The organism is Mangrovicoccus algicola, from assembly GCF_014903745.1.
Lineage (GTDB): Bacteria > Pseudomonadota > Alphaproteobacteria > Rhodobacterales > Rhodobacteraceae > Mangrovicoccus > Mangrovicoccus algicola.
The window spans coordinates 1-24351 of the sequence record NZ_JACVXA010000067.1 but is presented as its reverse complement, the minus strand read 5'-3'; the positions used below and the strand labels follow the sequence as shown (position 1 = coordinate 24351).

18 protein-coding genes and 1 pseudogene are annotated in these 24351 nt (G+C 66.8%); 7 read left to right on the top strand and 12 right to left on the bottom strand.

The annotated features are described in order from the left end of the window. Nucleotides 1–46: 46 nt before the first annotated feature. The 3 genes and pseudogenes from ICN82_RS17560 to ICN82_RS17550 all read right to left on the bottom strand — a co-directional run. Nucleotides 47–370, bottom strand: a pseudogene (locus ICN82_RS17560) (restriction endonuclease); the annotation flags it as partial. Nucleotides 371–397: 27 nt separating this feature from the next. Next, nucleotides 398–5914 (bottom strand): DEAD/DEAH box helicase, encoded by a 5517-nt coding sequence (locus ICN82_RS17555; RefSeq protein WP_193185411.1) that lies wholly within the window; start codon nt 5912–5914, stop codon nt 398–400. Between the two features lie 11 nt (nt 5915–5925). Next, a complete protein-coding gene (locus tag ICN82_RS17550; RefSeq protein WP_193185409.1) occupies nt 5926–9150 on the bottom strand; it encodes an STY4851/ECs_5259 family protein in 3225 nt (1074 codons plus the stop codon). 460 nt (nt 9151–9610) lie between these two features. Here ICN82_RS17550 and ICN82_RS17545 point away from each other — a divergent pair, with 460 nt between their 5' ends. Next, a complete protein-coding gene (locus ICN82_RS17545; RefSeq protein ID WP_193185407.1) occupies nt 9611–10708 on the top strand; it encodes an ankyrin repeat domain-containing protein in 1098 nt (365 codons plus the stop codon). Then, the gene (locus ICN82_RS17540; protein WP_193185405.1) at nt 10708–11217 is read left to right on the top strand and encodes a hypothetical protein; all 510 of its coding nucleotides are present in this window, start codon (nt 10708–10710) and stop codon (nt 11215–11217) included. Before ICN82_RS17545 ends, ICN82_RS17540 begins: the two co-directional genes overlap by 1 nt. A gap of 630 nt (nt 11218–11847) precedes the next feature. Here ICN82_RS17540 and ICN82_RS17535 read toward each other — a convergent pair. After that, nucleotides 11848–12651, bottom strand: a complete 804-nt coding sequence (locus ICN82_RS17535; RefSeq protein WP_193185401.1) for an enoyl-CoA hydratase — start codon at nt 12649–12651, stop codon at nt 11848–11850. A 251-nt stretch (nt 12652–12902) separates the two neighbouring features. On the opposite strand from ICN82_RS17535, the gene rplM reads away from it, so the two are divergent. The 5 genes from rplM to ICN82_RS17510 all read left to right on the top strand — a co-directional run bounded on the left by rplM (nt 12903) and on the right by ICN82_RS17510 (nt 16401). After that, nucleotides 12903–13364 carry a 50S ribosomal protein L13 gene (gene rplM, locus ICN82_RS17530; RefSeq protein ID WP_193185416.1) on the top strand — a complete coding sequence of 154 codons (462 nt, stop codon included), beginning with the start codon at nt 12903–12905 and terminating at the stop codon, nt 13362–13364. A 2-nt stretch (nt 13365–13366) separates the two neighbouring features. Continuing rightward, nucleotides 13367–13855, top strand: coding sequence for a 30S ribosomal protein S9 (rpsI, locus tag ICN82_RS17525; protein ID WP_193185398.1), 489 nt, complete (start codon nt 13367–13369; stop codon nt 13853–13855). Nucleotides 13856–14080: 225 nt separating this feature from the next. Then, entirely contained in the window at nt 14081–15253 is a 1173-nt protein-coding gene (locus ICN82_RS17520; RefSeq protein ID WP_193185395.1) for an ROK family transcriptional regulator, read from the top strand. A gap of 39 nt (nt 15254–15292) precedes the next feature. Next, complete coding sequence (gene pdeM / locus ICN82_RS17515; protein ID WP_193185392.1) at nt 15293–15982, top strand: ligase-associated DNA damage response endonuclease PdeM; 690 nt, start codon at nt 15293–15295, stop codon at nt 15980–15982. Next, entirely contained in the window at nt 15979–16401 is a 423-nt protein-coding gene (locus ICN82_RS17510) for a PaaI family thioesterase (protein ID WP_193185389.1), read from the top strand. The genes pdeM and ICN82_RS17510 overlap by 4 nt, the downstream gene beginning before the upstream one ends. A gap of 4 nt (nt 16402–16405) precedes the next feature. Here the strand turns inward: ICN82_RS17510 and folD are convergent, their stop codons facing one another. From folD to pal, 8 genes are all read right to left on the bottom strand, one after another. Further along, nucleotides 16406–17308, bottom strand: coding sequence for a bifunctional methylenetetrahydrofolate dehydrogenase/methenyltetrahydrofolate cyclohydrolase FolD (folD, locus tag ICN82_RS17505; protein WP_193185386.1), 903 nt, complete (start codon nt 17306–17308; stop codon nt 16406–16408). A 23-nt stretch (nt 17309–17331) separates the two neighbouring features. Further along, nucleotides 17332–17688 (bottom strand): chorismate mutase, encoded by a 357-nt coding sequence (locus tag ICN82_RS17500; protein WP_193185384.1) that lies wholly within the window; start codon nt 17686–17688, stop codon nt 17332–17334. A 3-nt stretch (nt 17689–17691) separates the two neighbouring features. Continuing rightward, nucleotides 17692–18324 (bottom strand): MOSC domain-containing protein, encoded by a 633-nt coding sequence (locus tag ICN82_RS17495; protein WP_330999029.1) that lies wholly within the window; start codon nt 18322–18324, stop codon nt 17692–17694. 47 nt (nt 18325–18371) lie between these two features. Beyond that, the gene (locus ICN82_RS17490) at nt 18372–19166 is read right to left on the bottom strand and encodes a methyltransferase domain-containing protein (RefSeq protein WP_193185381.1); all 795 of its coding nucleotides are present in this window, start codon (nt 19164–19166) and stop codon (nt 18372–18374) included. A gap of 153 nt (nt 19167–19319) precedes the next feature. Beyond that, on the bottom strand, nt 19320–21236 hold the full coding sequence (ftsH, locus tag ICN82_RS17485) for an ATP-dependent zinc metalloprotease FtsH (protein ID WP_226898574.1): 1917 nt from the start codon (nt 21234–21236) through the stop codon (nt 19320–19322). A gap of 76 nt (nt 21237–21312) precedes the next feature. After that, a complete protein-coding gene (tilS, locus tag ICN82_RS17480) occupies nt 21313–22551 on the bottom strand; it encodes a tRNA lysidine(34) synthetase TilS (protein WP_193185376.1) in 1239 nt (412 codons plus the stop codon). After that, nucleotides 22548–23372: a tetratricopeptide repeat protein gene (locus ICN82_RS17475; RefSeq protein WP_193185374.1), complete on the bottom strand. Its 825-nt coding sequence runs from the start codon at nt 23370–23372 to the stop codon at nt 22548–22550. Before ICN82_RS17475 ends, tilS begins: the two co-directional genes overlap by 4 nt. A gap of 1 nt (nt 23373) precedes the next feature. Further along, on the bottom strand, nt 23374–23895 hold the full coding sequence (pal, locus tag ICN82_RS17470) for a peptidoglycan-associated lipoprotein Pal (protein WP_193185371.1): 522 nt from the start codon (nt 23893–23895) through the stop codon (nt 23374–23376). Nucleotides 23896–24351: the final 456 nt, after the last annotated feature.

Here is a 24351-nt window from a genome sequence, read left to right as displayed (position 1 = left end):
TCAGGATCCCAAAACTGAATCCCTGTCACCGATAAGTGCAACAAGGTCGCAAGAGCCTCTGGGTGACGGGAGAAACGCGCCATTGCGCCGGGTTCGGCAGGTTACGCCACGTGTCGACGGCATCTCGCAATTCGTTGATGTAGGGTGTCGGGTTGTAATCCACGTCCTCTGTCGACAGGTCATCGAACGTCAGGCTCGCCTGTTTACCGACCTTCGCCTTCGCTCCCGGCATGGCCGAAATCAGATCTGACTTTCTTCGCCGCTCGATGATGCGGTCGGTCGGACGACCATCCTTGTCCAATTCCCAATTCCGCTCTGGAACACGGTAGGGCGAATTCAAAATTGGGGCGTCGAAAAAGCTCTGCGACATCCAAAGACTCCTGTTCTGAATCGCAAACTACCAGCGTAGCCAGACGGGGGAAGGGAAACGTCCGCCGTCCTGCAAGGCCACATCGAACCGCAAGTCCCGAAGCGCGCGGGCCTGCGCATCGGGGGTGAGATCATGAGCGAAACGTGAAGTCCGGTGCGAGGCTTCGCGCCAGGCTCCGAACCCTTGGTCCAGAAACAGGGAAGTCTCCGATCCGTCTTCGAAGCGGAAACGGAAGAAACGCGCATGGGCGCAATCGGATTTTGTTCCGAGTATTACCGAAGCGCCAGGGAGGAGCGCCGACAGGACCTCCCGACGGAGCATATCCGTTTCCCAATTGTGCCAGAGTAGGAACCCTGGTCGTTCGGGCGACCCAAGCGCCTCTGTCACGATCTCCAGCCGCGTGTCCGCGTTCTTCAATGGAAGCGAGCGCCATGCCTCGAAGAGGAGGCGCGCAGTGAGCGGACTGCGCAAGTATCGATCATTGTAAGTAACCTGCACGAGACGGGCCGAGCCGGTGAAAACCTGAGGGCGCAGTCCCTTCGCGATGCCCCAGAGCCGCTGGCCGAACTGCCCGACCGGACCATCCAGTTCGGTGGTCACGTCCCTTTGGGCGGAGTTGCCCTCGCCATAGGCCGTGACCTTGTCCAACGAGAGCGCCGCGCTGACCGCCAACGGCGCACGAGGGCCACGCACAGCCAGCGTCCGCGAGACGTCCCCCCAGTGACGGTTCACATGGCCGGCATCCTGGTCTGGTGCAGCAATGGCAATTTCCTGCCCATCGAGACGGGTCTCGGCGAGGATTGGCGCATTGCCTGCCGCGGGCAGAACGTCTGCCAAGTGCAAGGTTGCCCGTGCACGGGTGACGAGTCGAACCAGGTCCAGCTTCTGCGACATCTCCAGCCGGTGGACATCAGACGACCGCATCACGATCGTGACCGGGACACCGGTACGGTCGGCATCTTCGGCAATGCGCGTTCCGGGCCATTCGGCCACGTCCCAGCCGGACGGTGGGTCGGTTAGGAAGAGCGCCAGGCGCTCGATAGCGCTGTGTGCCAATTGCCGACCAATCCAATCGGCAAGCGGGCGCGTAACTGCCTGCGTTGATGGGCCGAAAAGCTGCAATGCTTCCGGAAGGTCGAGGCGCGGCAAGATCTCCTTCTCCAGCATCTCCAGCGCGCCGGGTCGATCCATCGCCGTGCCGAATTGCAGATCGCGCCTCAACACACATTCCGGGCATCCCGTGGCGCAATTGGCCGGGCAGCTAAGGCGCGACGCGGCCTCGCGCAGGAGGCCTGGAAGGTCACGATCCGCAGCGGAGGCAAACCCTGATCCTCCCGACGCCTTGTCATAAAGGAACATTGCACTCCGCCGGGCCTCGTCGGGCCGCAGGCTGGGCGCGACGGCGAGGCCCATGGTTTCGGCATCCACGCCAAGCCGTGCACCGAGCGCCTCCCTCAGCGCGGCGCCGATGGCTGCGGCCTGACCTTTACCCGCTTCAGTGCTTGGCAGCGCATCGAACTGGAGCTCGAACACGTCGGTCACCATCTCGGTTCCGAGTTTCACATGCCGCCGGATCTTGCGGGAAGCGTCGTCGTTCGCCGGGCAAAGACCGTCGTGGCGTGGGTTGTCGCGCAGCTTTTGAAGGGGTCGGTGTCGGACCATCCCCGCGGGCAGCGGCGAGTCGTGCTCTCCGATCTCTGCCTCTGCGCGACCGCAGGCGATGCAGACCGCGTAGCCGTCACCGTGATCGCCGGACGCGGTGACCAAGACTCGCCCTTCGCGCGCAGTGCGATGACGGCCGACCTCGGGATCGGGAAGCGACACCCAGTTCTCCGGCCCGGCCGAGACACGGGGCGGGTCAGGCGGCACATAGGCCAGTTGCTCATAAGCGCTGTGTGGACGGCGCGTCCCGAGGAAGCCCGCAGGGCGCAAAAGCTCTGTCCGGTCCAGAGCTCCCCAATAGCCCTTGAGTGCAGCGAGAAAATCATCGGCGACACTGTCGGGCAGGAAGGGCGCGTCCATCGCCTCCGTCGCGCCCATGAACGACGCCATGTTGGTCCGAATGCTCATCCCGCCACCCTCGCGCAGGAAGAGCCCCAACAGCGCCGCATTCACATGGCGCTGCACCAGGATCGCGGAGTCGAGCCGGACCTGCGGCGCCGCGACCTGCGCGCCGAGCAATCTCTCCGGCTCGCGGAAGATCATATTGTCGAGCGGCAAGTCCTTGCAGAAGGTGAACGCCATGGCCCATGGCTCACCCCGTCGACCGGCACGACCGATACGCTGCCGGTAGTTGGCTGGAGAAGGTGGAACGTTGGTGTTTACCACCAAACCAACGTCAGGGATGTCGACGCCCATCTCCATCGTTGTCGAGCAGTTCAGGACGTTGATTCTGCCTTCTCTGAATGCCTTTTCGTAGGTCTGCAGACTGGGGCGATCGATCTGCGCGGAATGTTCCTGCGCGCGGAGGAACGGCGTGAATTCGACGGTCCGATCATGCAAATCCGTCCAGTGTCCGCCAAGGCGCAAGGCGGCGATGTCCGGATCGCTTTCGAGCCAAGCACGAAGTTCGGATCGCTGTGCAACCGACGTGCCCATGGGGGCCGCCTCGGGCAAGGTCGGCATTGTGATCGCATGGGTGATCCCGGTCGCGGTCACGGCGTTCAAAGATACGGAGCCCGGCGCGAAAGGCAGGAGACGGCGGGTAACCGGGCACTCGAAGGCAGTGTCGACCGGTGCGATAGCGACTTTCTTGAAGTCGAGGCGCCAGGCGCTGGGCGCGACCTGGACTATAACCCCAGACTTGCGCAGTCGGTCCCAGATTGCGGTGAGAGTGGTCGCGGCCCTTTCCACGTCCGTGGCGCTGTCCATGCTGCCGCCAATCAGGCGGTAAATCAGTCGGACAAGGTTCGAACGATCGGAATGCGCTGTCGGAAAGAAGCGAGGGTTCTCAACGCCGGGAACGTCGTCCTTGGATAGACCAGGCTCCACGACCGCAGCCAGAACACTTCTCGGTGAAATCCAGTGCCGAACGTCCGCAGGCTCTTCGGGCAGACGGATAGCAAGGTTGGTTCTGAAGACGAGGTCAACGGCCGCATGCAACAGATCAGCCCAGACTGTTTCATCATGCGAAGCTTCGCGCAGGGGTGCGGGAATGGACAAGCGCGCCTGTGCGACAAGCTCCGGGAATAGTAGCCGGGCGAGTCCCATCGTCTCAGCGTTGTTCTGCAGCCGCGGACGGCGGAACATTTCCCGGTAGAGGAAGAGCTCCGCCAGAGCCGTGGGATGCGTGGCCAACGCGTCGTCACCCTTCGATGGTCGATCCCGCCAGACGGGGCGTGCAAAATTGCGGAACTCTTCGTTCTGCGCTATGCGCTGCACCATGTGAGACCATTGCACAGGCTTCGGGGCGCCCTCCGCCGCATCCAGCGCGCCTCGCTTTTCCTCGAGCGTCCCGGCCAGGCTCGGCATGGTGACAACCACCTGCTCGAGGTCCGAAATCTCCTTGCGCAATGCGGCGGCTTTTTCCGGATCCCCCTCCCGGCTCTGGACAGAGTGGTACATGATGGCGCGCGTCAGCGTGCGCTCAGCATCCTGCTGGAGCTTCGCAGAGAAACGCGCGGTTCCCTGACGCGAGTCGGTGAAGGACAGTAGGCGCCGCCCCCCGAACGGCACCGGATGGTCATGACTACTGGACTTGGCAGCCTCGATGAGCAACGGCATCGCGTTGCCCATGAGGAAGGGCGCACCAAAACGTTGCGGACGCACGGTAACGCCCTTGTGCCCGGCGCGCTCGCAACACCCCCGGTCCTGTTCCGTGAGGATGGTCAGCGCCAGAACCCGATCCCCCTCTTTTGGAATCTCGAACAGGTGCGCCTCGGACACCCGAAGGAATTCCTCGCCAGTCCCTTGTCCCGGTCCTACGATCACACTTTCGGACAGGAGCCGTGCGGCAGGTTCGCCGCTATCGTCCTCGGGTTCCACATCCAGGATGTAGTCGTCATCGATCCCTGCCCCGCGAGCTGGGCGCAATACACGATGCGGGCCTTCATTGGCGACCTCTGCGCGCAGCCATGGAGTGCCGCATTCATCGCAAGCTGCGATCTCCAACACCGGTGCTCCGCAGTCGCACCTATCCCTTTCGGCGAAGTGGACTCGGCCGAATGGCCAGTCTCCGTCCTCCTGAAGGAGGGCCTCGTCGCGCTTGCAACACTCGGGGTCGACACAGGTCCAGAGCCCGCCTTGCGCCCGATGAAACACATGCAGCCGCCATGGGGCAAGCGCGACGCCTGTGTCCGGATCAATCGCCTGCGCCGCCGCTTCAAGAAGGCGCAGCGCGCCTTCCGTATCGCCATCGCGCCCCATCAACGCTGCCGCCGCTCGAAGGCCGATACCGCGATCGCGCATCGTGGTGCGCACCTTTCGCAATCGAGGGTTCGGAGCCAGCTTGCGCCACAGCGCATCGGGCGCAGACGGCATCGTATCCGGCTCCAGCGTTTCGTCCGGACCTTCTGGCGGCAGACGAGGCGCTCTTTCCTGCCCTTCTATCACCTCGACCTGAGCGGGGCTCAGGCCCGCCAGGTCGGCCAGGAACTGTCGCAAGGTTTCCCTGTTCTCTTCGCCCTCGCCGATGGTCGCCGACGTCGCGGCAAGGCGGACATCTTCCGGAGCCACCCCGAATGCATCGCGCACGCGGCGGAGCAGAAGAGCCATCTCAGCCGCCTGTGCGCCGACGTAGCTGTGCGCCTCGTCCAGCACGATCCACCGCAGAGTGCCCTGCGACCTCTCGAGGATCGGCCGGTCCTGCGCGCGCATCAGCATGTATTCCAGCATGGTGACGTTGGTTACCATGAGCGAGGGTGGAGCCTGGCGCATCGCGCGACGTTCCATCACCTGAGCGCCGCGTCTCTTCGGTCCCGGCACAGTATCGGGCATGTGGCGATTGTAGAGCGCATATGACAAACGGTTCGCCAGCGGGTCCATCCATGCACCCAGGCGCTCTTTCTGACTGTCGATCAGAGCGTTCAGCGGATAGAGCACGATGCCCCGCACGCCCGTGTCGCCGGGCTTGTGGCTGCGTAGAAGGTCGTTCAGCATTGGGATCATGAAGCACTCGGTCTTGCCTGACCCGGTCCCGCTGGTGACCATGAAACTGCGCCCAGCCTCGGCCGCTTGCCAAGCGCGCAGCTGGTGCAGGTATGGCGCGACATCGTCACCGCGCCGTGGCCAGCGTCGGTCATTCGGAGTGCCGTCCAGCAGGGTCCCGCGGTCCAATGCCGCGACGAGATCTTCGTCGAGCATTCCTCCGGCCAAGTCGTCGAGGCATATGTCAGCCCGTTCCCAAACGCGCGCCGCCTCGAAGACCGGGTCAGCCACGAAAGCGTCGGGTCCGCCGGCCTGCCCATGCAACCGTACAGACAAATTGGCGCGCAAGCTGCGCGACTGCACGCGCCCCTTACCCATGACAGCGTCAGCGGCGCGGTCGTTCACGCGCGCCAGAATCGCGTCGTATCCAGAACTCGGCAATGCGCTCTGGTCTTTCATGGTTCGCCCTCTCAGGTTTTCTGTTGCGCCAGCCAAGCGATTGCTGCTGGTTGCGCGGTCTCGTAGGCGGCCTGGTCTGCCTGCACAGCAAGCAGCAGCTCGACACGTTCCTTGGTGGTCGGCGGCGGCCGCAGGCCGAAGGCAATCTCGGCCACGACGAGAGGAGCCTCAATCAGGCCTCTCAAGTCGGGGTGGAAGACATCGAAGCCGGCGGGTCGTCTTCGCGCAGCCAAGGTGTGCAATGAATGCGAATTCTCGGCTTGGCGGCTAATGATGGCTCGTGCAGTTTCCAGCAGCGTGCCCTCAGGATTCTGTAGCCCACGTGACAGGCCACCAAGGCGCTGTGCAAGGGCGGCGATTGCCATCGGTTCCAATTGCTGAAGCGCGAGGGCGACATGTCCCTCCAGTGCCGGACGCAAGCGCAGGATGTCCGCCGCACGCGCGGTCACAGCGTCGCGGGCATGCTCGTCTGCCCTATCAGCAAGAGCAGGCAGCGCTGCCAAAGTCGCGTGCACGGCCGCCGCCTCGTCCGCGAAGCCTTTCGCCCAATCCACAGGGCCGACGAAGGACCATCCTGGGCCGCCGTGCAAGTCCAGAGACAGGGCGTCCTCGAGGTCGGACGGCGCCACGCGAAACAGCAGTCGTACGGCAGCCGAGGGCACTCTTGCCAGTGCGTGCACCTCGTCCAGCGCAGATGGCGAAACGCCGTTTGCAAGAAGCATCTCGGACAGGACAGCCAGGCGAGCGAGGTCATTTTCAATGTTGGTTTCTGAAAAGCGGCGGGCGTAGTGCGCAATACGGTCAGCCCGTCTTGGCGCATCCTGTCCCGTAGCCCCGGCAGGCTCGGGACGAACGTAGGGGCGTGGGGGACGCATTGGCACGCCGCCTTTACGCGGCAACAGGAACCAGCGCCCGCTTCCCAGGTGCGAAAGCCCCCGGGCTCCGGCCTCCACTACGCGCTCCGGGTCGTTCAGATCTACGGCGGTGATCGCGAGCGCGGGTTCGTGCACCGGCGTCTGGTCATTGAGCACCAACACGTCCTCGCCCAAAAGCTGCGTTTCCCCCAGCGCGTGACGCACTGTAAGTCGCGGCGATTGGTCTGCGCCCGTGATTACCCTCAGCCGGAGCTCGGCATCGGCACCGCCTGTCACGAGCATCTCTTCCAAGAGCGACCGAAAAGCCGAAAGTGGCTGCTCGACCGTTACCCGCCTGCCGACGATCGGCGCACCTCCAGCCGAGGGACTGTGCAGGCGGATCCGCAACTCTGTCCGCCTATCTTCCGCCGGGACGATCCGCCAGTCCTTCAGAGTCTGCATCGAGATGTCTTGGTTTGACGCCAGTGTCTCGCCCGCGACTGTCTGAAACTCGCCTCGAGGGCGCGGCAGGTTCAGGACCCAAGACATGGGCGGTGCCCCATTGGGACTGGCCAATGTCAGTGGCAATCGCGCCTGGCTCCCCGTAGGAGCGTCAAGCTGCACCTCGACAACGCCATCGGCGTCGGCTTGCTGCGGTTTTCCGGATGCTACCCTCAACAACCATCCTTGCGGAACGCCGTCAAAACGGATCCGCCTGCGTGGATCGTCCCGATACGTCACCTCTCGCGCCGAGAACTTTGGAGGGACGAGGTTCACCATGACCCGGGCACCAACCCCGGCGCCCTCGCGGACGGCAAAGGAAACGCGGCCCATCGTCGTATCCGGTGGCGATCCAGGATTCCATTTTACGCTGCCCGCCAACTGATGGCGCAGGTCCGCTCCGAGCAATTGCCGGAAGCCGCGTCCAGGATGCCGGTGAAGGATCGCCGGCACTCCGCGATGCACCGGCGTGCCGCGCGCATCGAGCAAGCGATACTCCAACGGGCCACTTGCGTGGATCTCTTCGCGGGAATCTTCATCAGCGCCTGTTTCGATCCGGGCATTGCCGCCGGCGACAAGGACACGCCCGCTTCCGGACAGTCGCCAGATCGTCCCGCCAGGCACCGAACCGTCAGGTTCGGCAACAAGAGCGTCAGTGCAGTGGGGAACCTTGCCTGCTTCGGCCAGCATCCAGACGTGCGGGTCGTGCGTCCGAAGGGCTGCGTTTCCCGCATAAGCCAACGCCTCGGCCCTGGCTTGACCCATTTCCGCCAGCCGCCAGAACGTCGGCCCGGCATCGATCTCGATCGCCTCGCCACCGGCGAGCCTCACCCGGCCGAGGAAGGCTCCATCGGCCATTGCTATCAGTTCGGCCCCAGTATTCAGCGGGAAATGAAATCGCGCCGTTCGGCGCCCACTGATCCGGCGGCTGTCCCAGGGCCTGTCGGGCGCCTCACGATCCAGAGAGAAGAGCAGGTCCGGCACGGCTGATGCAAGCGCGCCGACCGGTGCCAGACGCAGCCGTCGTCGATCCGGTTCGACGCCCTGAACCAGTTGCGGCGCAATTTCTGCAGCCTCCTCGACTTCGATCCATGCTGACCAGTCACCGTCTTCACAGCGTCGCAGCACCCGGGTCATCGGGTCTGTCACCAATCCATGACGAGCGGAGACCAGAACTGCGTCCGATAACAGACTTCGTGCGGCCTCACCATCGAGCCGCAACGAAAGGGCGTCCCTCCAGCCCGGCTTGACCCGGTCAAGAAACGGCTCGACTTCTTGCGCCGACATGCCTTCGGGCGCGAGCTCCCTCAACTCGAGAACCTCGAACGCGAAATCCACGAAGAGCGCGTGATATTCGCCCGTCCGGTAGCCGACGGGAAGGCGGCGCGTCCGCCGGGCCGCGAACCCCAGTGCAACATCCCGCGGGCAACCCAGTCCGATGCGGGAAAGATCGGCCACCAACCCGACCAGCGCGGCGCGATAGCCGCCCCGCTGGTCGCTCAGAAGCCTGACCGGGATCCCGCCTTCCGCGGCGATAGCGCGGAGATATTGCACGCCGCTGTCCAGCCGGCGAACGGAGCGCCCCATGCGAGCTATGCCCACGCCCGTGATTTCACGCAGCTGCTGCTGGGCGAGGGCAATGCCCAGGGGCTCCGTCAGGAATTCCCACGACAGTCCGCCGCCGTCATACTCTTTCCGATATCTTTCCGCCGCCCAAAGAACAAAAGGTGCGGCCGCAGTTTTGAAACGGCCAAGCTTCAGATGCCGTTCAAGAATCTTTTCAAGATGAGAGTAGTGTTCTTCATCAAGACGGTATGCATGTAGAGGTCGACCATCCGGCTCAATGCCGCGAAGGTCAGCCAACTCGTGAATAACAGTCATTCTAATCTTCCTGCCCCTGCGCCCGATCCTGTCTTCGGTGCCGAGAAGACGCAAGAAGCATTTTCACTCACGTCGCGCTCCGTGGCCCTCAAGACCGCAACGCTGAATTTCCAAATGCAAGGCCTCCATATCCCTTGCACATTCCCGAATCCGAGCGTCTATCTGGACGCGAACCATCACTGGAGAAGGCTATCCAGCGACAGGTGCATGAGCGCCGGGACGACGCCGAAGAAGACCGTGGATGCCCGATCGGCGCAGCGCGCGTCCGAGGCGCACCTGCATCGCGACGATCTCGAACTCCTGGCACGCCAGCCGCTCGGGCCTCCTCTCGGAAGCAGGTACTCATGTGTTCGCAGAGGCGACCTTCAGGATCTCGGGACAGACGCAGCAGGCCTTGCCAATGGACTTGCAACGCCACATTCGTTGACGCAACGACACGCAAGAAAGAGGAAATGTGCGGTTGGACACTGATGCAGGCTCGACCCGAAGAGAGGACTCGGCAGCTGAGTTCGTTGAAGCCTTGCAGAAAGGCCTCAAGAAGCGCGCACTGCAGATATCGGAACACCCGGATTTTGATCCGGACGCCAGGGACGGCCTACCTCTCAGGGTCTCGGTAGAACTCGGCTACACCGACATCGCTGCGCGCCTTCTCGACGCAGGTGCGGATCCGAACGCAGCAGCGGGAAAAAGCAAAAGCCCGATCGTCCTGGCGTTGGAAAATGAGTATTCCGACTTGGCCGAGCACATGTTGAGCAATGGTGCCGAGATCTCCATTCGGGATCAGAATGGCTGGACGCCACTCATCTGGGCAGCAATCAAAGGGCGCGAGAACGTCGTCGAGTTCCTGATCGACAAGGGCGCCGATATTCACGTTTGCAGCAATGACGGTTGGAACGCGATTACCGGAGCGTTCTTCAAGAACCATGTCAAAATCGTACAGCTTCTGACTGCGAATGGCGCGAAGTTCGGTGAGAAATACCGCGAGGCCGCCCTGTTGTCAGCCTATGAACACGGCTCCACCGAAGTCGTGAAGTCCCTGATTTCGGATGGCGTCAGTGTGAATATCGGGACAAGCGAAGGAGAACCGCTCCTTATTCTGGCCATCGCGCGTGGCGACCTCGCCATGCTCGATCTGATCCTGAGCGCTGGCGCGGACGTGAATATCCGCGACACCAAGGGCAATCCGGCCCTGGTGAGCGCGATCGTGAATGCGCAATACGCTGCGGCGGTCCAGCTTGTCGAACGCGGTGCTTCCGTGAATGTCAAAGGGCCGAAATGGGCTGCACTTCATGTCGCTGCATTGAATGGTCGGTCGGACCTGTGCAAGATCCTGCTCGAGGCAGGTGCATCGATCGATCATCTGGGAGAAGGATCGTACACGGCGTTGATGCTCGCCTGCCAAAGGCAACACGTGGAAACGGTCAGACTGCTGCTCGAGCATGGCGCAGACCCCAATCGCAAAAATGCACAGGGTTTTACTCCATACGGCATCGCGCCTTCTATTTTGGGCAAGGTGACACCCACCGAAGCCGTTCTGAAGGAATTCGGCGGTCGATAATGGAAATCGTTCGTGAAGACGTCTTCGATGCTGTCCGGCGCGGTTACAGGGAGCTGGAGTCCGCATCGGGGAAAGAAATCACGGCGTATTTCGACGCCATCGAGACAACGGACATCCTGGGACATTCGAACCATATCAAGGGAATTCTGTTCGAGCAGGAATACGTGGACGCCCTCGAAACGAGCGGGATCGCCGCGAGCCTTTTCGAAACCACCAACCACCCCGGCACGGATGTTATGTTGTTCGGGGGTCTCGATGGCACGACGGAGATACAGCTGAAGGCCACGGATTCCGTCAGCTACGTGACCGGTGCGATGGAGGAGGATCCGGAGATCGCCTTCTCAGTAACCTCCGAGGTTGCCGCCCAGATGGGCTCCGAACTCGTCATCAATGCCGGGATCGAGAACGCCGCCTTGGAGAGCGCCGTCACGGACACTCTATTCGATGAAACCGTATCGCCGTTCGGTGCACTTTCCCTGGTCCGGCTCCTGATCGGGTTGCCGTTCTAGTCGCCCTCCGGACAGGCCTGAAAGGACCCGCTCAGACGCCAAACCGCGGCCCAAAGGGTTACATCGCAACGGCAAGTTTCCCCCGCGTCGCTGCTCGAAATGCTGATCTGGGACCCGGTGCCTGCATGCAGCTTCGACCAACTCGGCATCCTTCCGCAAGGCGACCTCCGCCGTCCGGACCACGGCTTGTCGCGCGAGGCTGCTGATGGTGCTTGATCTGGTGCCCGAAGTACGCCACGACTCCGGGCACATCTTGGAGTCCGTCCGGAGCCGGTGCACCGCCGCGTCGGAAATTCCTTCGGAATCAGAGGGACTTGGTTGCGCGGAGGGGCCCCTACCGCCGGAGCCAATCTTCCCCTGAGACACTGAGCCAGCGTGATTGGCTGCCGCACCGGTCGCGAATGACACGGCATGGCCCGGCACTTCGTCTGGCACGAGGGTCGGCACGGGCGTCGGGGCACCGCATACATGAACAGGCCCCTGCATCTTCGACGCCCTCCTCACTGATTTCGAGGCAGGGGCGCCATGATGATCCCTACCGGGTTCGGCGGCGATTTCAGGCGGGACGGCGCCGCGCGGACCACCCGGGGGCGATGCGGTCCGCGAGATGGCAGGCCGGACCCTGAGCGTCTAGTCCTCGTCCTCCCGGACCCAGCCGGGGGGCCGCTTCTCGAGGAAGGCGGCGATCCCCTCCGCGGTATCGGGCTCCATCATATTGGCGACCATCGCCGCAGAGGTCAGGCGATAGGCCTCCTCCTCGCTGCGCTCCAGCTGGTCGTAAAACAGGCGCTTGCCGATGCGCACCGCGACCTGGAGCTTGCGCGCAACCGTATCCGCCAGATCCGAGGCCGCCGCCTCCAGCGCGGTTTCGGGGACCACATGGTTGACCAGCCCCAGGTCCCGCGCCCGGCCGGCATCCAGGAAAGCGCCGGTGACCAGCATCTCGAAGGCGTGCTTGCGCGGCAGGTTGCGGCTCAGCGGAACCATCGGGGTCGAACAGAACAATCCGATATTGACCCCGTTGACGCCGAACCGCGCCGTATCGGCGGCGAGCGCCATGTCGCAGCTGGCCACAAGCTGGCAGCCCGCCGCCGCCGCGACCCCGTGCACCTGCGCGATCACCGGCTGGGGCATGTCCCGGATCCGGCGCATCACCGCGCTGCAGCGGCCGAAGAGATCCGCGAAGGCCGCGGCGCCGCCATCCGGGGCCTGCCGCGCGGCGCTCATCTCCTTCAGGTCATGCCCGGCGCAGAACGCCCGGCCCGCCCCCGAGATCACCACCGCCCGCGCCCCTGCATCGGCCGCGACGCCATCCAGAGCCGCCGCCAGATCCGCCAGCATGGCATCCGACAGGGCGTTCAGCCGCCCCGGATCGTCCAGAACCAGCCGCCTCACCGCGCCCTCGCGCCTCACCCGCACCCGTCCTGCCGCCATCCTGGTTCCTCCTCCTGCCCGTCCAGCATCCGCCGACCCTGCGTCCCGGGCAAGGGCAGACCGGCCGCGATTCCGCGAAAATGATTAGGTATAATAATACCTTTCTTGCAAGTGACTGACATGGAATGGAAAAATCTGCCAATTGCGCTTGCAAAGGCTGCGGGCTTTTGGCACATAGCCGCAACGCGAGTCGGGCGCCTTTCGGGGCACGTCCCGCGAGACATTCATCGGAACCCACCAAGGTGCCCACCATGAAAACCTATACAGCCAAACCGGCTGACATCGAGAAGAAGTGGATCCTGATCGACGCCGAGGGCGTGGTTCTGGGTCGTCTTGCCTCGATCGTCGCCATGCGCCTGCGCGGCAAGCACAAGGCAACCTTCACCCCGCATATGGACATGGGTGACAACGTCATCATCATCAATGCGGACAAGGTCAAGCTGACCGGCCGGAAGCGCACGGAAAAGACCTATTACCGCCATACCGGCCACCCGGGCGGGATCAAGTCGACCACCGCCGACAAGGTGCTGGACGGCAAGCATCCCCACCGCGTCGTCGAGTCCGCCGTCAAGCGCATGCTGCCGGGCAACCGCCTGTCGCGCCAGCTGATGACGAACCTGCGCATCTATGCCGGCGCCGAGCATCCGCACGAGGCCCAGGCCCCGGACGTGCTGGACGTCAAATCCCTGAACGCCAAGAACGCGCGGAGCTGATCATGGCCGAGGAACTCAAGTCCCTGGAAGATCTGAACCAGGCCGTGACCGGCACCACCGCCGCGGTCTCCCTTGACGAACCGCGCGAGCCCGTCCGCGACGCGCTCGGCCGCTCCTACGCGACCGGCAAGCGCAAGGACGCCGTCGCCCGCGTCTGGGTCAAGCCCGGCTCCGGCAAGGTCATCGTCAACGGCAAGGACCAGTCCGTGTATTTCGCACGCCCGGTGCTTCGCCTGATCCTGCGCCAGCCCTTCACCGTCGCCGGTGTCGAGGACCAGTTCGACGTGATGGCGACCGTCGCCGGCGGCGGCCTCTCGGGCCAGGCCGGTGCGGTCAAGCACGGCATCTCGAAGGCCCTGCAGCTGTACGATCCCTCGCTGCGCGGCGCGCTGAAGGCGGCCGGGTTCCTGACCCGCGACAGCCGTGTCGTCGAGCGCAAGAAGTTCGGCCGCCGCAAGGCCCGCCGCTCCTTCCAGTTCTCCAAGCGCTGATACTTCACCGCTTGCCGAATTCCGAAACGCCCGGGTCCTGCCCGGGCGTTTCTCGTTCCGCCCTCTCGCTGGCGCCCCTGCCGGATTTCCCCGCATCCCCTTCCGCCTGACGTGGCGGCGCCCGCCGCGACGGGACGCATGGCCAGCCGGGCGCGGATGTGATCTTTGGGCCGCATGCCGGGCCTTCCTGCCCAGCAGGGCCGGATGGGCCCGGGGAGGATGGTCATGCATACGGACGGGGTCCGCGATCTCGGCGCCGGCGCCAACCAGACGGGACTGCGCGCCCATAACGAGAGGCTGATCCTCACCCTCATCCAGCGCCATGGCTCCATGGCCGGGTCCGAAATCGCCCGCCGGACCGGGCTGTCTGCCCAGACGGTCTCCAATATCCTGCGCAAGCTGGAGACCGAGGGCTTCCTGTTGCGCCGCGAGCCCCGGCGCGGCCGCGTCGGAAAACCTTCGGTTCCCATGGCGCTCGATCCCGACGGGGCGCTGTCCTTCGGGCTGAAGATCGGACGGCGCTCGGCGGATCTGGCCGTCATGTCCCTGACCGGCGAGGTGCTGGGCCGCCGCCAGCTGACCTATCGCTACCCGATGCCCGACCGGATCCTCGGCTTCCTGAACGAAGGAATGGCCGCGCTGTCCCGCGGGCTGAGCCCGTATCGGCGCGCCCGCCTCTGCGGCATCGGCATCGCCGCGCCGCTGGAGATCTGGAGCTGGAGGGAGGCGCTCGGCGCCCCGCCCGAAATGGAGCTGTGGCGCGATCTCGACATCGTGGAGGAGGTGGCCCGCTTCTCGGCGCTGCCGCTTTTCACGGTGAATGATGCCACCGCCGCCTGCCGCGCCGAACATGTGCATGGCCGCGGACGGCAATTCCGCGACTACGCCTATTTCTACATCGGCTCGTTCATAGGCGGCGGCATCGTGCTGAACTCCGCCGTGATCGAAGGGGCGCAGCGCAATGCCGGGGCCCTGGGATCCCTGCGCGTCGCGGGCCCGGATGGCAAGGTGCGCAGCCTTCTCGACCTGGCCTCCCTTTACCTGCTGGAGGCCGCCATCGCCGCGGACGGAGGCGACACGGCCCTGCTCTGGCGCCAGCCGCAGGACTGGAGCGGCTTTGCCGCCCATCTGGCGCCCTGGATGGACATCGCCGCCCCTGCCCTCGCCCGCGCCGCCCGTGCCGCCTGCGCGGTGGTCGATTTCGAGGCGGTCCTGATCGACGGTGCCTTCCCGCCGGACATCCGGGCAGAGCTGACCCGGCGCGTGGCGCAGGACCTGGCCGGGCTGGACATGCGCGGGCTGGTCCCTCCGCGGATCGAGGAGGCCGCCGTCGGCTTCGACGCCCGCGTGATGGGCGCCGCCGCCGCCCCGATCCACGCGCAGTTCCTGCTGGGCTGACGCTTGCGCAGCAGGGGTGTTTGCGGCACCACGGACCGCATGGACAGCTATGATTTCGACCTGGCCGGGATCCGGCTGCGGGCCCGCCCCTCGGGGGCGCTGCACTGGCCGGGGGGCGGGCTTCTCTGCGTCTCGGACCTGCACCTGGGCAAGGCCGGGCGGATCGCCCGGCGCGGCGGCACGATGCTGCCCCCCTACGAGACCCTGGACACGCTGCACCGCCTGGCCGCCGAGATCGCCGCCACCGGCCCCGGCACGATCGTGGCGCTTGGCGACAGTTTCGACGACCTGACGGCGGCCGGGGAACTGGAGCCGGAGGCGCTGGCGCTGCTGCTGTCGCTGAGCGCCGGGCGCCGCTGGATCTGGATCGCGGGCAATCACGATGCCGGCCCGGTCGATCTGCCCGGCAGTCACCTGGCCGAACTGCACGAGGGGCCGCTGGTCTTCCGCCATATCGCCGAGCCCGCCGCGGCGCCCGGCGAGATATCGGGGCATTACCACCCGGCGGCGCGGATCGGCGGACGCCGGAGGCCCTGCTTCGCCATCGATGCCACGCGCGCGATCCTGCCCGCTTTCGGGACCTATACCGGCGGTCTGGATTGCGACGATCCCGCCCTGGCCGGGCTGATGGCACCGCAGGCGCGCGCCGTTCTGACCGGGCACCGGGCGCTGCCGGTGCCGCTGCATGGCCGGCCGCAGCCGCGCCGCCGCATCCGGAGCCTTCCATGACCCGCGATGACCCGCTTTTCCTCCGCATCGCGGAGAGTTTCTCGCGCCAGGGACTGATGCAGCTGCTCGCGGCGCGGATCGAGGAGGTGGCGCCGGGGCGCTGCGCGCTCTCGGCGCCGATCACGCCCGCGGTGTCGCAGCAGCAGGGATTCGGCCATGCCGGGCTGGGATTCGCGCTGGCGGATTCGGCGGCGGGCTATGCCGCGCTGTCGCTCATGCCCGAGGGAGCCGATGCCGTCTCGGTCGAGGTCAAGATGAACATGCTGCGACCGATGAGCGGTCTGCGCCTGTTCGCGACCGGCACGGTGCTGCGCGCGGGGCGCCGCATCACCGTCGTGCGCGCCGATATCGAGGCGCTGCAGGAGGACGGATCGCGCAGGCTGACCGGCGCGATCCAGGGCACGATGATGGCGGTCTGAACGCTCAGGCGGTCAGCACGGCGGGCACGGGCAGGCCATTGGCCTTGCAGGTCGCCGTCACGGTATTGGCCAGCAGGCAGGCGATGGTCATAGGCCCGACCCCGCCCGGCACCGGGGTGATGGCGCCCGCCACCTGCGAGGCGCCCGCGAAATCGACATCGCCCACCAGCCGGGTCTTGCCCTCGCCCTTCTCCGGCGCGTCGATGCGGTTGATGCCCACGTCGATCACCGTCGCGCCCGGCTTGATCCAGTCGCCCTTCACCATTTCCGGACGGCCCACCGCGGCGATGACGATATCGGCGCGGCGCACCACCTCGGGCAGGTCCTTCGTGCGCGAATGCGCCACCGTCACGGTCGCCGAGGCATTGGTCAGAAGCTGCGCCATCGGCTTGCCGACGATGGTCGAGCGGCCGATCACCACCGCGTTGAGCCCCGACAGATCGCCCAGCCGGTCCTTCAGCAGCATCATGCATCCCAGCGGCGTGCAGGGCACCAGCCCCGGCATCCCCGCGACCAGACGGCCGGCATTCTGCGGATGGAACCCGTCCACGTCCTTGACGACCGAGATGGTCTCGATCACCTGCTGCTGGTCCAGCCCCTTCGGCAGGGGAAACTGCACGAGGATGCCGTTGACCGCGCGATCGGCATTGAGCGTGCGCACCAGCGAGATCAGCTCGCCCTGGCTGACATCCGCAGGCAGGCGGTGGGCATAGGAGTTCATCCCCACCTCGACGGTCATCTTCTCCTTGGAGCGGACATAGACCTGGCTGGCGGGATCCTCGCCCACCAGCACGACCGCTAGGCCGGGGGTCAACCCGTGCTCTTCCTTCAGCCGGGCGACTTCCTGCGCCACCTGTCCGCGCAGCCCTGCCGCGAATGCCTTGCCGTCGATCCGTTCCGCAACCATCTGGACGCTCTCCGTTGCCCGTGTCATGCCTCGGGGCGGCCGGGGAACGGGATGGCCGGTGGCTCCGCCGCAGCGGTCCCGGCCTCGCCCGCGCCCAGCTCCGCCTGTTCCCGCGCGATAGACCATTCGATCAGGCTGCGCCAGAGCGATGCCGCCAGATCGGGGTCCAGCCCCCGCGCTAGCGCCGAGGCCCGGACATTGGCGATCACTTCCGAGACGCGGGCATCGATCCGGGCGGGCAGTCCCTCGGCGGGCTTCAGCTGGATGGCGCGGTCGATGTAATCCTGCCGCTGCCGCAGCAAGGCGACGATCTGGCGGTCCAGCGCATCGATCCCCTGGCGCAGCTCGGTCATGGACCGGCATTGTGATGGCGCTTTCATGGCTCACTCCCGCCCCTGGTCAGAAACGCGGCCAGCATGACCCTGCCCGCCGCCGCGCGCAAGCGCCTCCCGGCCCGGCGGCGACAGCGCGTCGCGCAGATGCGGCCAGGCGGGCTGGGCGGGCACGTGCAGCCGCAGGCTCTCCCCCGGATGCAGCACGCCTTCGCGTTCCACCCAGGCCGTGACCCCGCGCCGCCCGGCCGCCGCCGCGCGGAAGTCCCGCGCCAGCCGCGCCCGCCCCGTGGCCGCCCGGATCACCGGCGCGGGCAGATGGCAGGGGCGGTTGGCCATGTCGACCACCAGCGTGGCGCCGTCGGGTCCCTGCAACCGGCTGGACGGCGGCAGCAGGGACAGCGCGGGCAGCCCCCGGAGGCACAGGGTCGCGCCGATCCAGCCCGGATCCAGCCGCGCGATCCCCAGCTCCGCGGCGATCTGCTCCAGTTCCTCCGCCGAGACGATCGACACCTGCCGGACATTGCGGATCGGCGCGCCCTTCGGATGCTGGCGCGCCACGCGGCTGCAGGCGGGACGGATCGCGCCGCCATGCGCCTCGCCCGCGACACCGTCGAAGCCCAGCCGGAGCGATTGTGCCGCCGCCGAGGCCAGCCCCGCCCCGCGATCGGCGACGCGCCCCATCCAGACGATGCGGCCATAGAAGCCGGTAGGTTCCAGCGCGGGCAGGATCAGCCCTCCGGCCGGGTCAGGGTGAAGAAGATGCGGCGGAAGGGAAGCAGAACGCTGCCATCGTCCCGGCGCGGATAGGCCATCTCGAGTGCCGCGTCATACCGCGCGAGGAACGCCTCCGCCTCGGCCCCGTCCAGTCGGTCCAGCACGCGGCGGGCCGCCGTGGATTCGGTGAAGCGCCGCACCGGATGGGCCGCCGGATCCGCGGGCAGGACCTGGGCATAGACCGTTTCCCACAGGCTCACCCGGCCCAGGGGCGTCAGGATGCGGTCATAGCCGGACAGGTCCTCGACCTCCTCGCGCCAGCCCGTCCAGTCGAATCGGTCGGGGAACATCTGCGCCGAAAGACTGCGCAGCAAGGCATGGGACGGCGCCTGCTGCTGCCGGGGGCATTGCACCGCTAGGACTCCGCCCGGCGCCAGCTGTCCCGCGAGCCGCGGCAACAGCCCCGCGTGATCGCCCACCCAGTTGAGCGCGGCATTTGAAAAGATCAGCGCAACCGGCGCCGTTGCCTGCCACCCGTCCATGTTGCCCTGCTCGAGGCGCGCATAGGCGCCGGTCTGCTCGGCCTGTTCCAGCATCGCGGGCGAGCGGTCCAGCCCGTGCAGCACCCGCCCGGCAAAGCGCTGCGCCAGCGCGGGGCCCGCCGCCCCCGAACCGCACCCCAGATCGACGATCTCGCCCGCAGGCAAGCCCGGCACCTGCGCCAGCAGATCCAGTGCCGGGCGCAGGCGCAGCCCGCGAAACCGGTCATAGGCCTCGGGATTCCAGTCGGTTCCGGATCCGGCGGTCATCGGCGCTCTCCCTGGGCTGCCTGCGGTCCCGCCAGCCTAGACCGCCGCGCGCGCCGCGCCAAGCCGCCTGCCCCGCGGACGCCCGCCGTCCCCCCGGGAACGCAAAGGGGCCGGTCCCCGCGGACCGGCCCCCTGATCTGCCCTGTCGGCCGCTCAGGCCAGCGGTTCGGGTTCCATCCCCGGCTCGGACGGCTTGGACCGGCCCTTGGTCTTGGGGATCGCCGTGACCGAGGGGGTATTGCCCGGGGTCGTGCCGTCATCATCGTCGCCGCGGTTCAGCGGCTCGCCATTGATGACCTTGGTGATCTCCGCGCCGGTCAGGGTCTCGTATTCCAGGAGCCCCTGCGCCAGACGGTGCAGTTCCTCGCTTTTCTCGGTGAGGATCTGCTTGGCCGTCTCGTAGCCTTCGTCGACAAGCGCACGGACCTTTGCGTCGATGCGCTTCTGCGTCTCCTCGGAATGGTCCTTGCCGCCGCCATAGCTGCCCAGATAGCTCTGCTGCTCGTTGGCATAATCGACATAGCCCAGTTCCTCGGCAAAGCCGAACTGGGTGACCATCGCCCGGGCGATCCGCGTCACCTGCTGGATGTCGGAGGCTGCGCCCGAGGTGACGTTCTCCTTGCCGAAGATCAGCTCCTCCGCCACGCGCCCGCCCATCGCCATGGCGATCTTGGACGTGTACTTGGTGTAGGTGACCGACAGCTGGTCGCGTTCGGGCAGCGACAGGACCAGCCCCAGCGCGCGGCCGCGCGGGATGATCGTCGCCTTGTGGATCGGATCATGCTGCGGGACGTTCAGCCCGACCACGGCATGGCCCGCCTCGTGATAGGCGGTCAGCTTCTTCTCTTCCTCGGACATGACCATGGAGCGCCGCTCGGAGCCCATCATCACCTTGTCCTTGGCATTCTCGAAGTCTTCCATCGTCACGAAGCGGCGGCCGACGCGGGCCGCCATCAGCGCGGATTCGTTGACCAGGTTCGCCAGGTCGGCGCCCGAGAAGCCCGGCGTGCCGCGCGCGATGATGCGCAGGTCGACATCGGGGCCCAGCGGCACCTTGCGGGCATGGACCGACAGGATCTTCTCGCGGCCCTTGATGTCCGGGTTCGGCACCTGAACCTGGCGGTCGAACCGGCCGGGCCGCAGCAGCGCCGGGTCCAGCACGTCGGGACGGTTGGTGGCCGCCACGATGATGATGCCCTCATTGGCCTCGAACCCGTCCATTTCCACCAGCAGCTGGTTCAGCGTCTGTTCGCGTTCGTCATTGCCCCCGCCATAGCCGACGCCGCGGGACCGGCCCACTGCGTCGATCTCGTCGATGAAGACGATGCAGGGGGCGTTCTTCTTGGCCTGTTCGAACATGTCGCGCACGCGCGAGGCGCCGACACCCACGAACATTTCCACGAAATCCGAGCCCGAGATGGTGAAGAAGGGCACGCCCGCCTCGCCTGCGATGGCGCGCGCCAGAAGCGTCTTGCCGGTACCGGGCGGGCCGACCAGCAGGGCGCCTTTCGGGATCTTGCCGCCGAGGCGCGAGAATTTCTGCGGGTTGCGCAGGAACTCGACGATCTCCTCCAGCTCGTCCTTGGCCTCGTCGATGCCAGCGACATCGTCGAAGGTGACGCGGCCATGCTTCTCGGTCAGCAGCTTGGCGCGCGACTTGCCGAAGCCCATCGCGCCGCCGCGCCCGCCGCCCTGCATGCGGTTCATGAAATAGATCCAGACGCCGATCAGCAGCAGGAACGGCAGGAAGGTCATCAGCAGCGTGGTGAATCCCGACTGCTCCTGCGGACGCGCGGTGACGGCGACATTCTTGGAAATCAGTTCGCCGGTGATGTCGGTGCCCTGCGGAATGATCGCGACATAGTCCTGACCGTCATTGCCGCGAATGAGCGCCTTCTCCCCGTCGAGGGTCACGCTGTTGACCTCTCCGGACTCCACGGACTCGACGAATTCGGAATAGCTTATCGACCGGGAGGACATGGTCGACTGACCGCCGCTGAACAGGTTGAACAGAGCGAGGATCAGCAGAAACAGGACCACCCAGAAGGCGATGTTTCGCGCGTTGCCCAAGGCAATTCTCCTAGTTATGGGCCGGCGCAGGCGGGGCCGGCTCGTCCCCCCTAAGATAGACATACCGGCGCCATCTTCAATGAGATATGAACGTCCGCATGAATGCATCCCTGTCGCGCAGGGCCACCGCCCGCCACGACCCTGCGTCACCCTGGGCCAGCACGGGCGCCGCGACCAGCATTTCGCCCCGCCACAGCCCCGGCGTGACCTCGGCCAGCACCCGCGGCAGGCCCGAATCGCGCCACTGCGGCATTTGCGCCAGCCCCGCCTGCCCCAGGGCCGCGACCTGCACATCCGGCGCCGCGGGCCCGGTGACCCGCCAGCCTTCCCAGTCGCCGGGCGCGCCGGCCCGCCGCCCTGCCAGGGCCCGCGGCTCGGGCTGGATGCGCAGCCCCGCGCGTCCGGGCAGCATCAGGCAGCCATGCAGCGTGTGGTTGCGCCCCTCCCGCGCCGCGGCCTCGGCCGCCTGCAGCGCCGCAAGCCGCGGCCGGTAGGGATTGCCGGACACGAAGCAGGCCGCCCCCGCGATCAGCCGCCAGCGGGTCTCGTCCGGCACCTGCCACAGCTCCGGCGCAAGGGTGACGGCACCGCAGCTGACCGAGGCCAGGCGCTCCGCCGCGGCCAGTGCCGCCGCGCCCAGCACGTCGCGCGCCGCGGCCATGCGCGATGCCGTGGCGGCAAGCCCCTCGGCGGAGATCCCCAGCCCGGCGCAATCCGCCAGCAGCCGCCGGGCCCGCACGCGGTCGAAGCGCGGATCGGCATTGGAGGGATCATCGACCCAGCCGATTCCCTGTGCCGCCAGCCAGTCGCGCAGTGCCGCGCGGCGCAGGCCCAGCAGGGGCCGCAGCCACAGGATCCCCAGCGCCTGCCGCCGTTCGGACATGCCCGACAGCCCGTCGACGCCCGATCCGCGGGCCAGCCGCATCAGCACCGTCTCGGCCTGGTCATCCATCGTGTGCCCCAGACAGACCGCCGCGATCCCCGCCCGCCGCGCCCAGTCGCCGATCAGCGATTGGCGGGCGCGCCGCGCGGCATCCTGAAGGTTGCCGCTCCCGTCCCAGCCGGTCCAGCGCAGGGTCTCGTGGGGCAGATCCAGCGCCGCAGCCGCCCGCGCAACGCCCGCAGCCTCCGCGGCCGCCTCCGGGCGCAGCCCGTGATCGACGGTCACGACCCGCCAGTCACGCCCCGGAGCGGCCGCCAGCGCCAGGTGCAGCAGCGCGGTGCTGTCGCTGCCGCCGGACACGGCCAGCCCCACGGGACCCGGCCCGGCCGCCGCAAGCGCCCGGGCGAGCCCCGCCTCGGCCCCCGGGATCAACTGCAGGTCTGGCGCGCCAGCGCGGTCCTGGCCTCGCCCGCGGCGGCGGTGCCGGGATAGCGCGCCTCCACCTGTCCCAGAGTCAGGCAGGCCTCGCGCGTCTGGTTCAGCTGCGCCAGGCTCTGGCCTAGTCCGAGGAGCCCGGCCGAGGCGATGCCCTTATCGGAGGCCTCGGTCTGGGTGAAGGCTTCCAGATAGGCGCGCCCCGCCTCGGCATGGCGGCCGAGCGCGCCGAGCGCCCGACCGCGGGCCAGCTGTGCCGCCGGAGCCAGCGGGCTGCGCGGGTAAGCCGCCAGGAACCGGTCGAACCCCTCCAGCGCGGCGCCGGGATCCCCGGCCGAGAGGCTGGCCTTGGCCGCCTCGAATTCCGCCGATTCGCCCACCGCCAGCTGCGGCGCGGCACTGCCCATGCCCGGAGAAGCCGGGGCGGGCACGGCCAGCCCCTCCTGCCCGCCCAGCGGCGCGGGCGGCTGGATCTGGCCGAGATTGCCGCCTTCCAGTTCGGTAAGGCGGAAATTCAGGTCCCCCACCCGGGTCGTGCCGTCATCGACGACGCGGTTGATGCGGTAGTCCAGTTCCTCGGTGCGGGCGGTCAGCTTGCGCAGCTCCGCCTCGAGCCCGTCAAGCCGTTCAAGCGCCCCGCCTGAGACCGAGGCCGGTGCGGCGGCCCCGCCCGAGGGTTCCAGTTCGCGCTTGAGCGAGGTGATCTCGGTATTCAGCGCCCGCAGCTGCAGGCGGATATCGGCCAGGGTCGCCGCGCGGTCCTGCGCCATCAGCGCCGAGGGCAGCAGCAGCACCGTCAGCAGGAACGCGGCGCGCATCTCAGACGCCCGCCCCGCTGGAAACCGACGTCACGGCGCGGCGGTTCTTGGCATAGCAGCTTTCCTCGGAACAGACCTCTATCGGGCGCTCCTTGCCATAGCTGACCGTGCGCAGGCGGCTGGAGGGGATCCCGCGCGAGACCAGGTAATCATAGACCGCGCTGGCGCGGCGCGCGCCGAGGGCAAGGTTGTATTCGCGCGTCCCCTGTTCGTCGGCATGACCTTCGATCACCGCCGAGAAGGAGGGGTTGGAGCTCAGCCAGCGCGCCTGCCCGTCCAGGATCCCGCGCGCCTCGGCGGTCAGGCTGGACTGGTCGACCGGAAACAGCACGCGATCGCCGACCTGGGCCTGGAAATAGGCGGCCGAGGCGGGATTGGCGATGCCGCCCGCGCCGGTGCCGCTGCCATAGCCGTAGCGGTCGCCCGCAAGATCACTGCTGCCCGACAGGTTGTCGGCGCGATTGCTGCAGGCTGCCGTCAGCGCCAGGGCCGCGACGAGGCCCAGGGAGGCGATGCGATTCATGAATGGACCCTTAATTCCACTGCTCGTATTGACACCCTGTCTAGCAGATCACGCGCGGCCCCACCACATCGGGATGAGGTCACGAAGGCTTGATCGCGCAAGGGCGCGCGACGCCGCGCCGCCGACGCCCGGAAGCTAAAATCCTCCCTACTTTCATCGGCTTTCCCTGCCGCAGGGCGGGCGGGATTCATCCTCTGTTCAGCACGGGACCGCAATCTCCGCAGACAGAAACCGCCTCGCCCGCCCGGAACGCGACCGGACCGGGCGTCGCCCATCGAGAAAGGCACAGGTTCCTTCATGAGCAAGACAGTCATCGCCCTCGCCCTTTGCGCGACGCTGGCCGCCCCGGCAGGCTTTGCCGATCCCGCAACCACCGGCCCCGGCGTTCTGGTCAGCCAGGCCGCGGGCGGCACGGCCGGCCTCGGCGGCGGCGGGGCCGCTGCTGGCGCAGGTGCC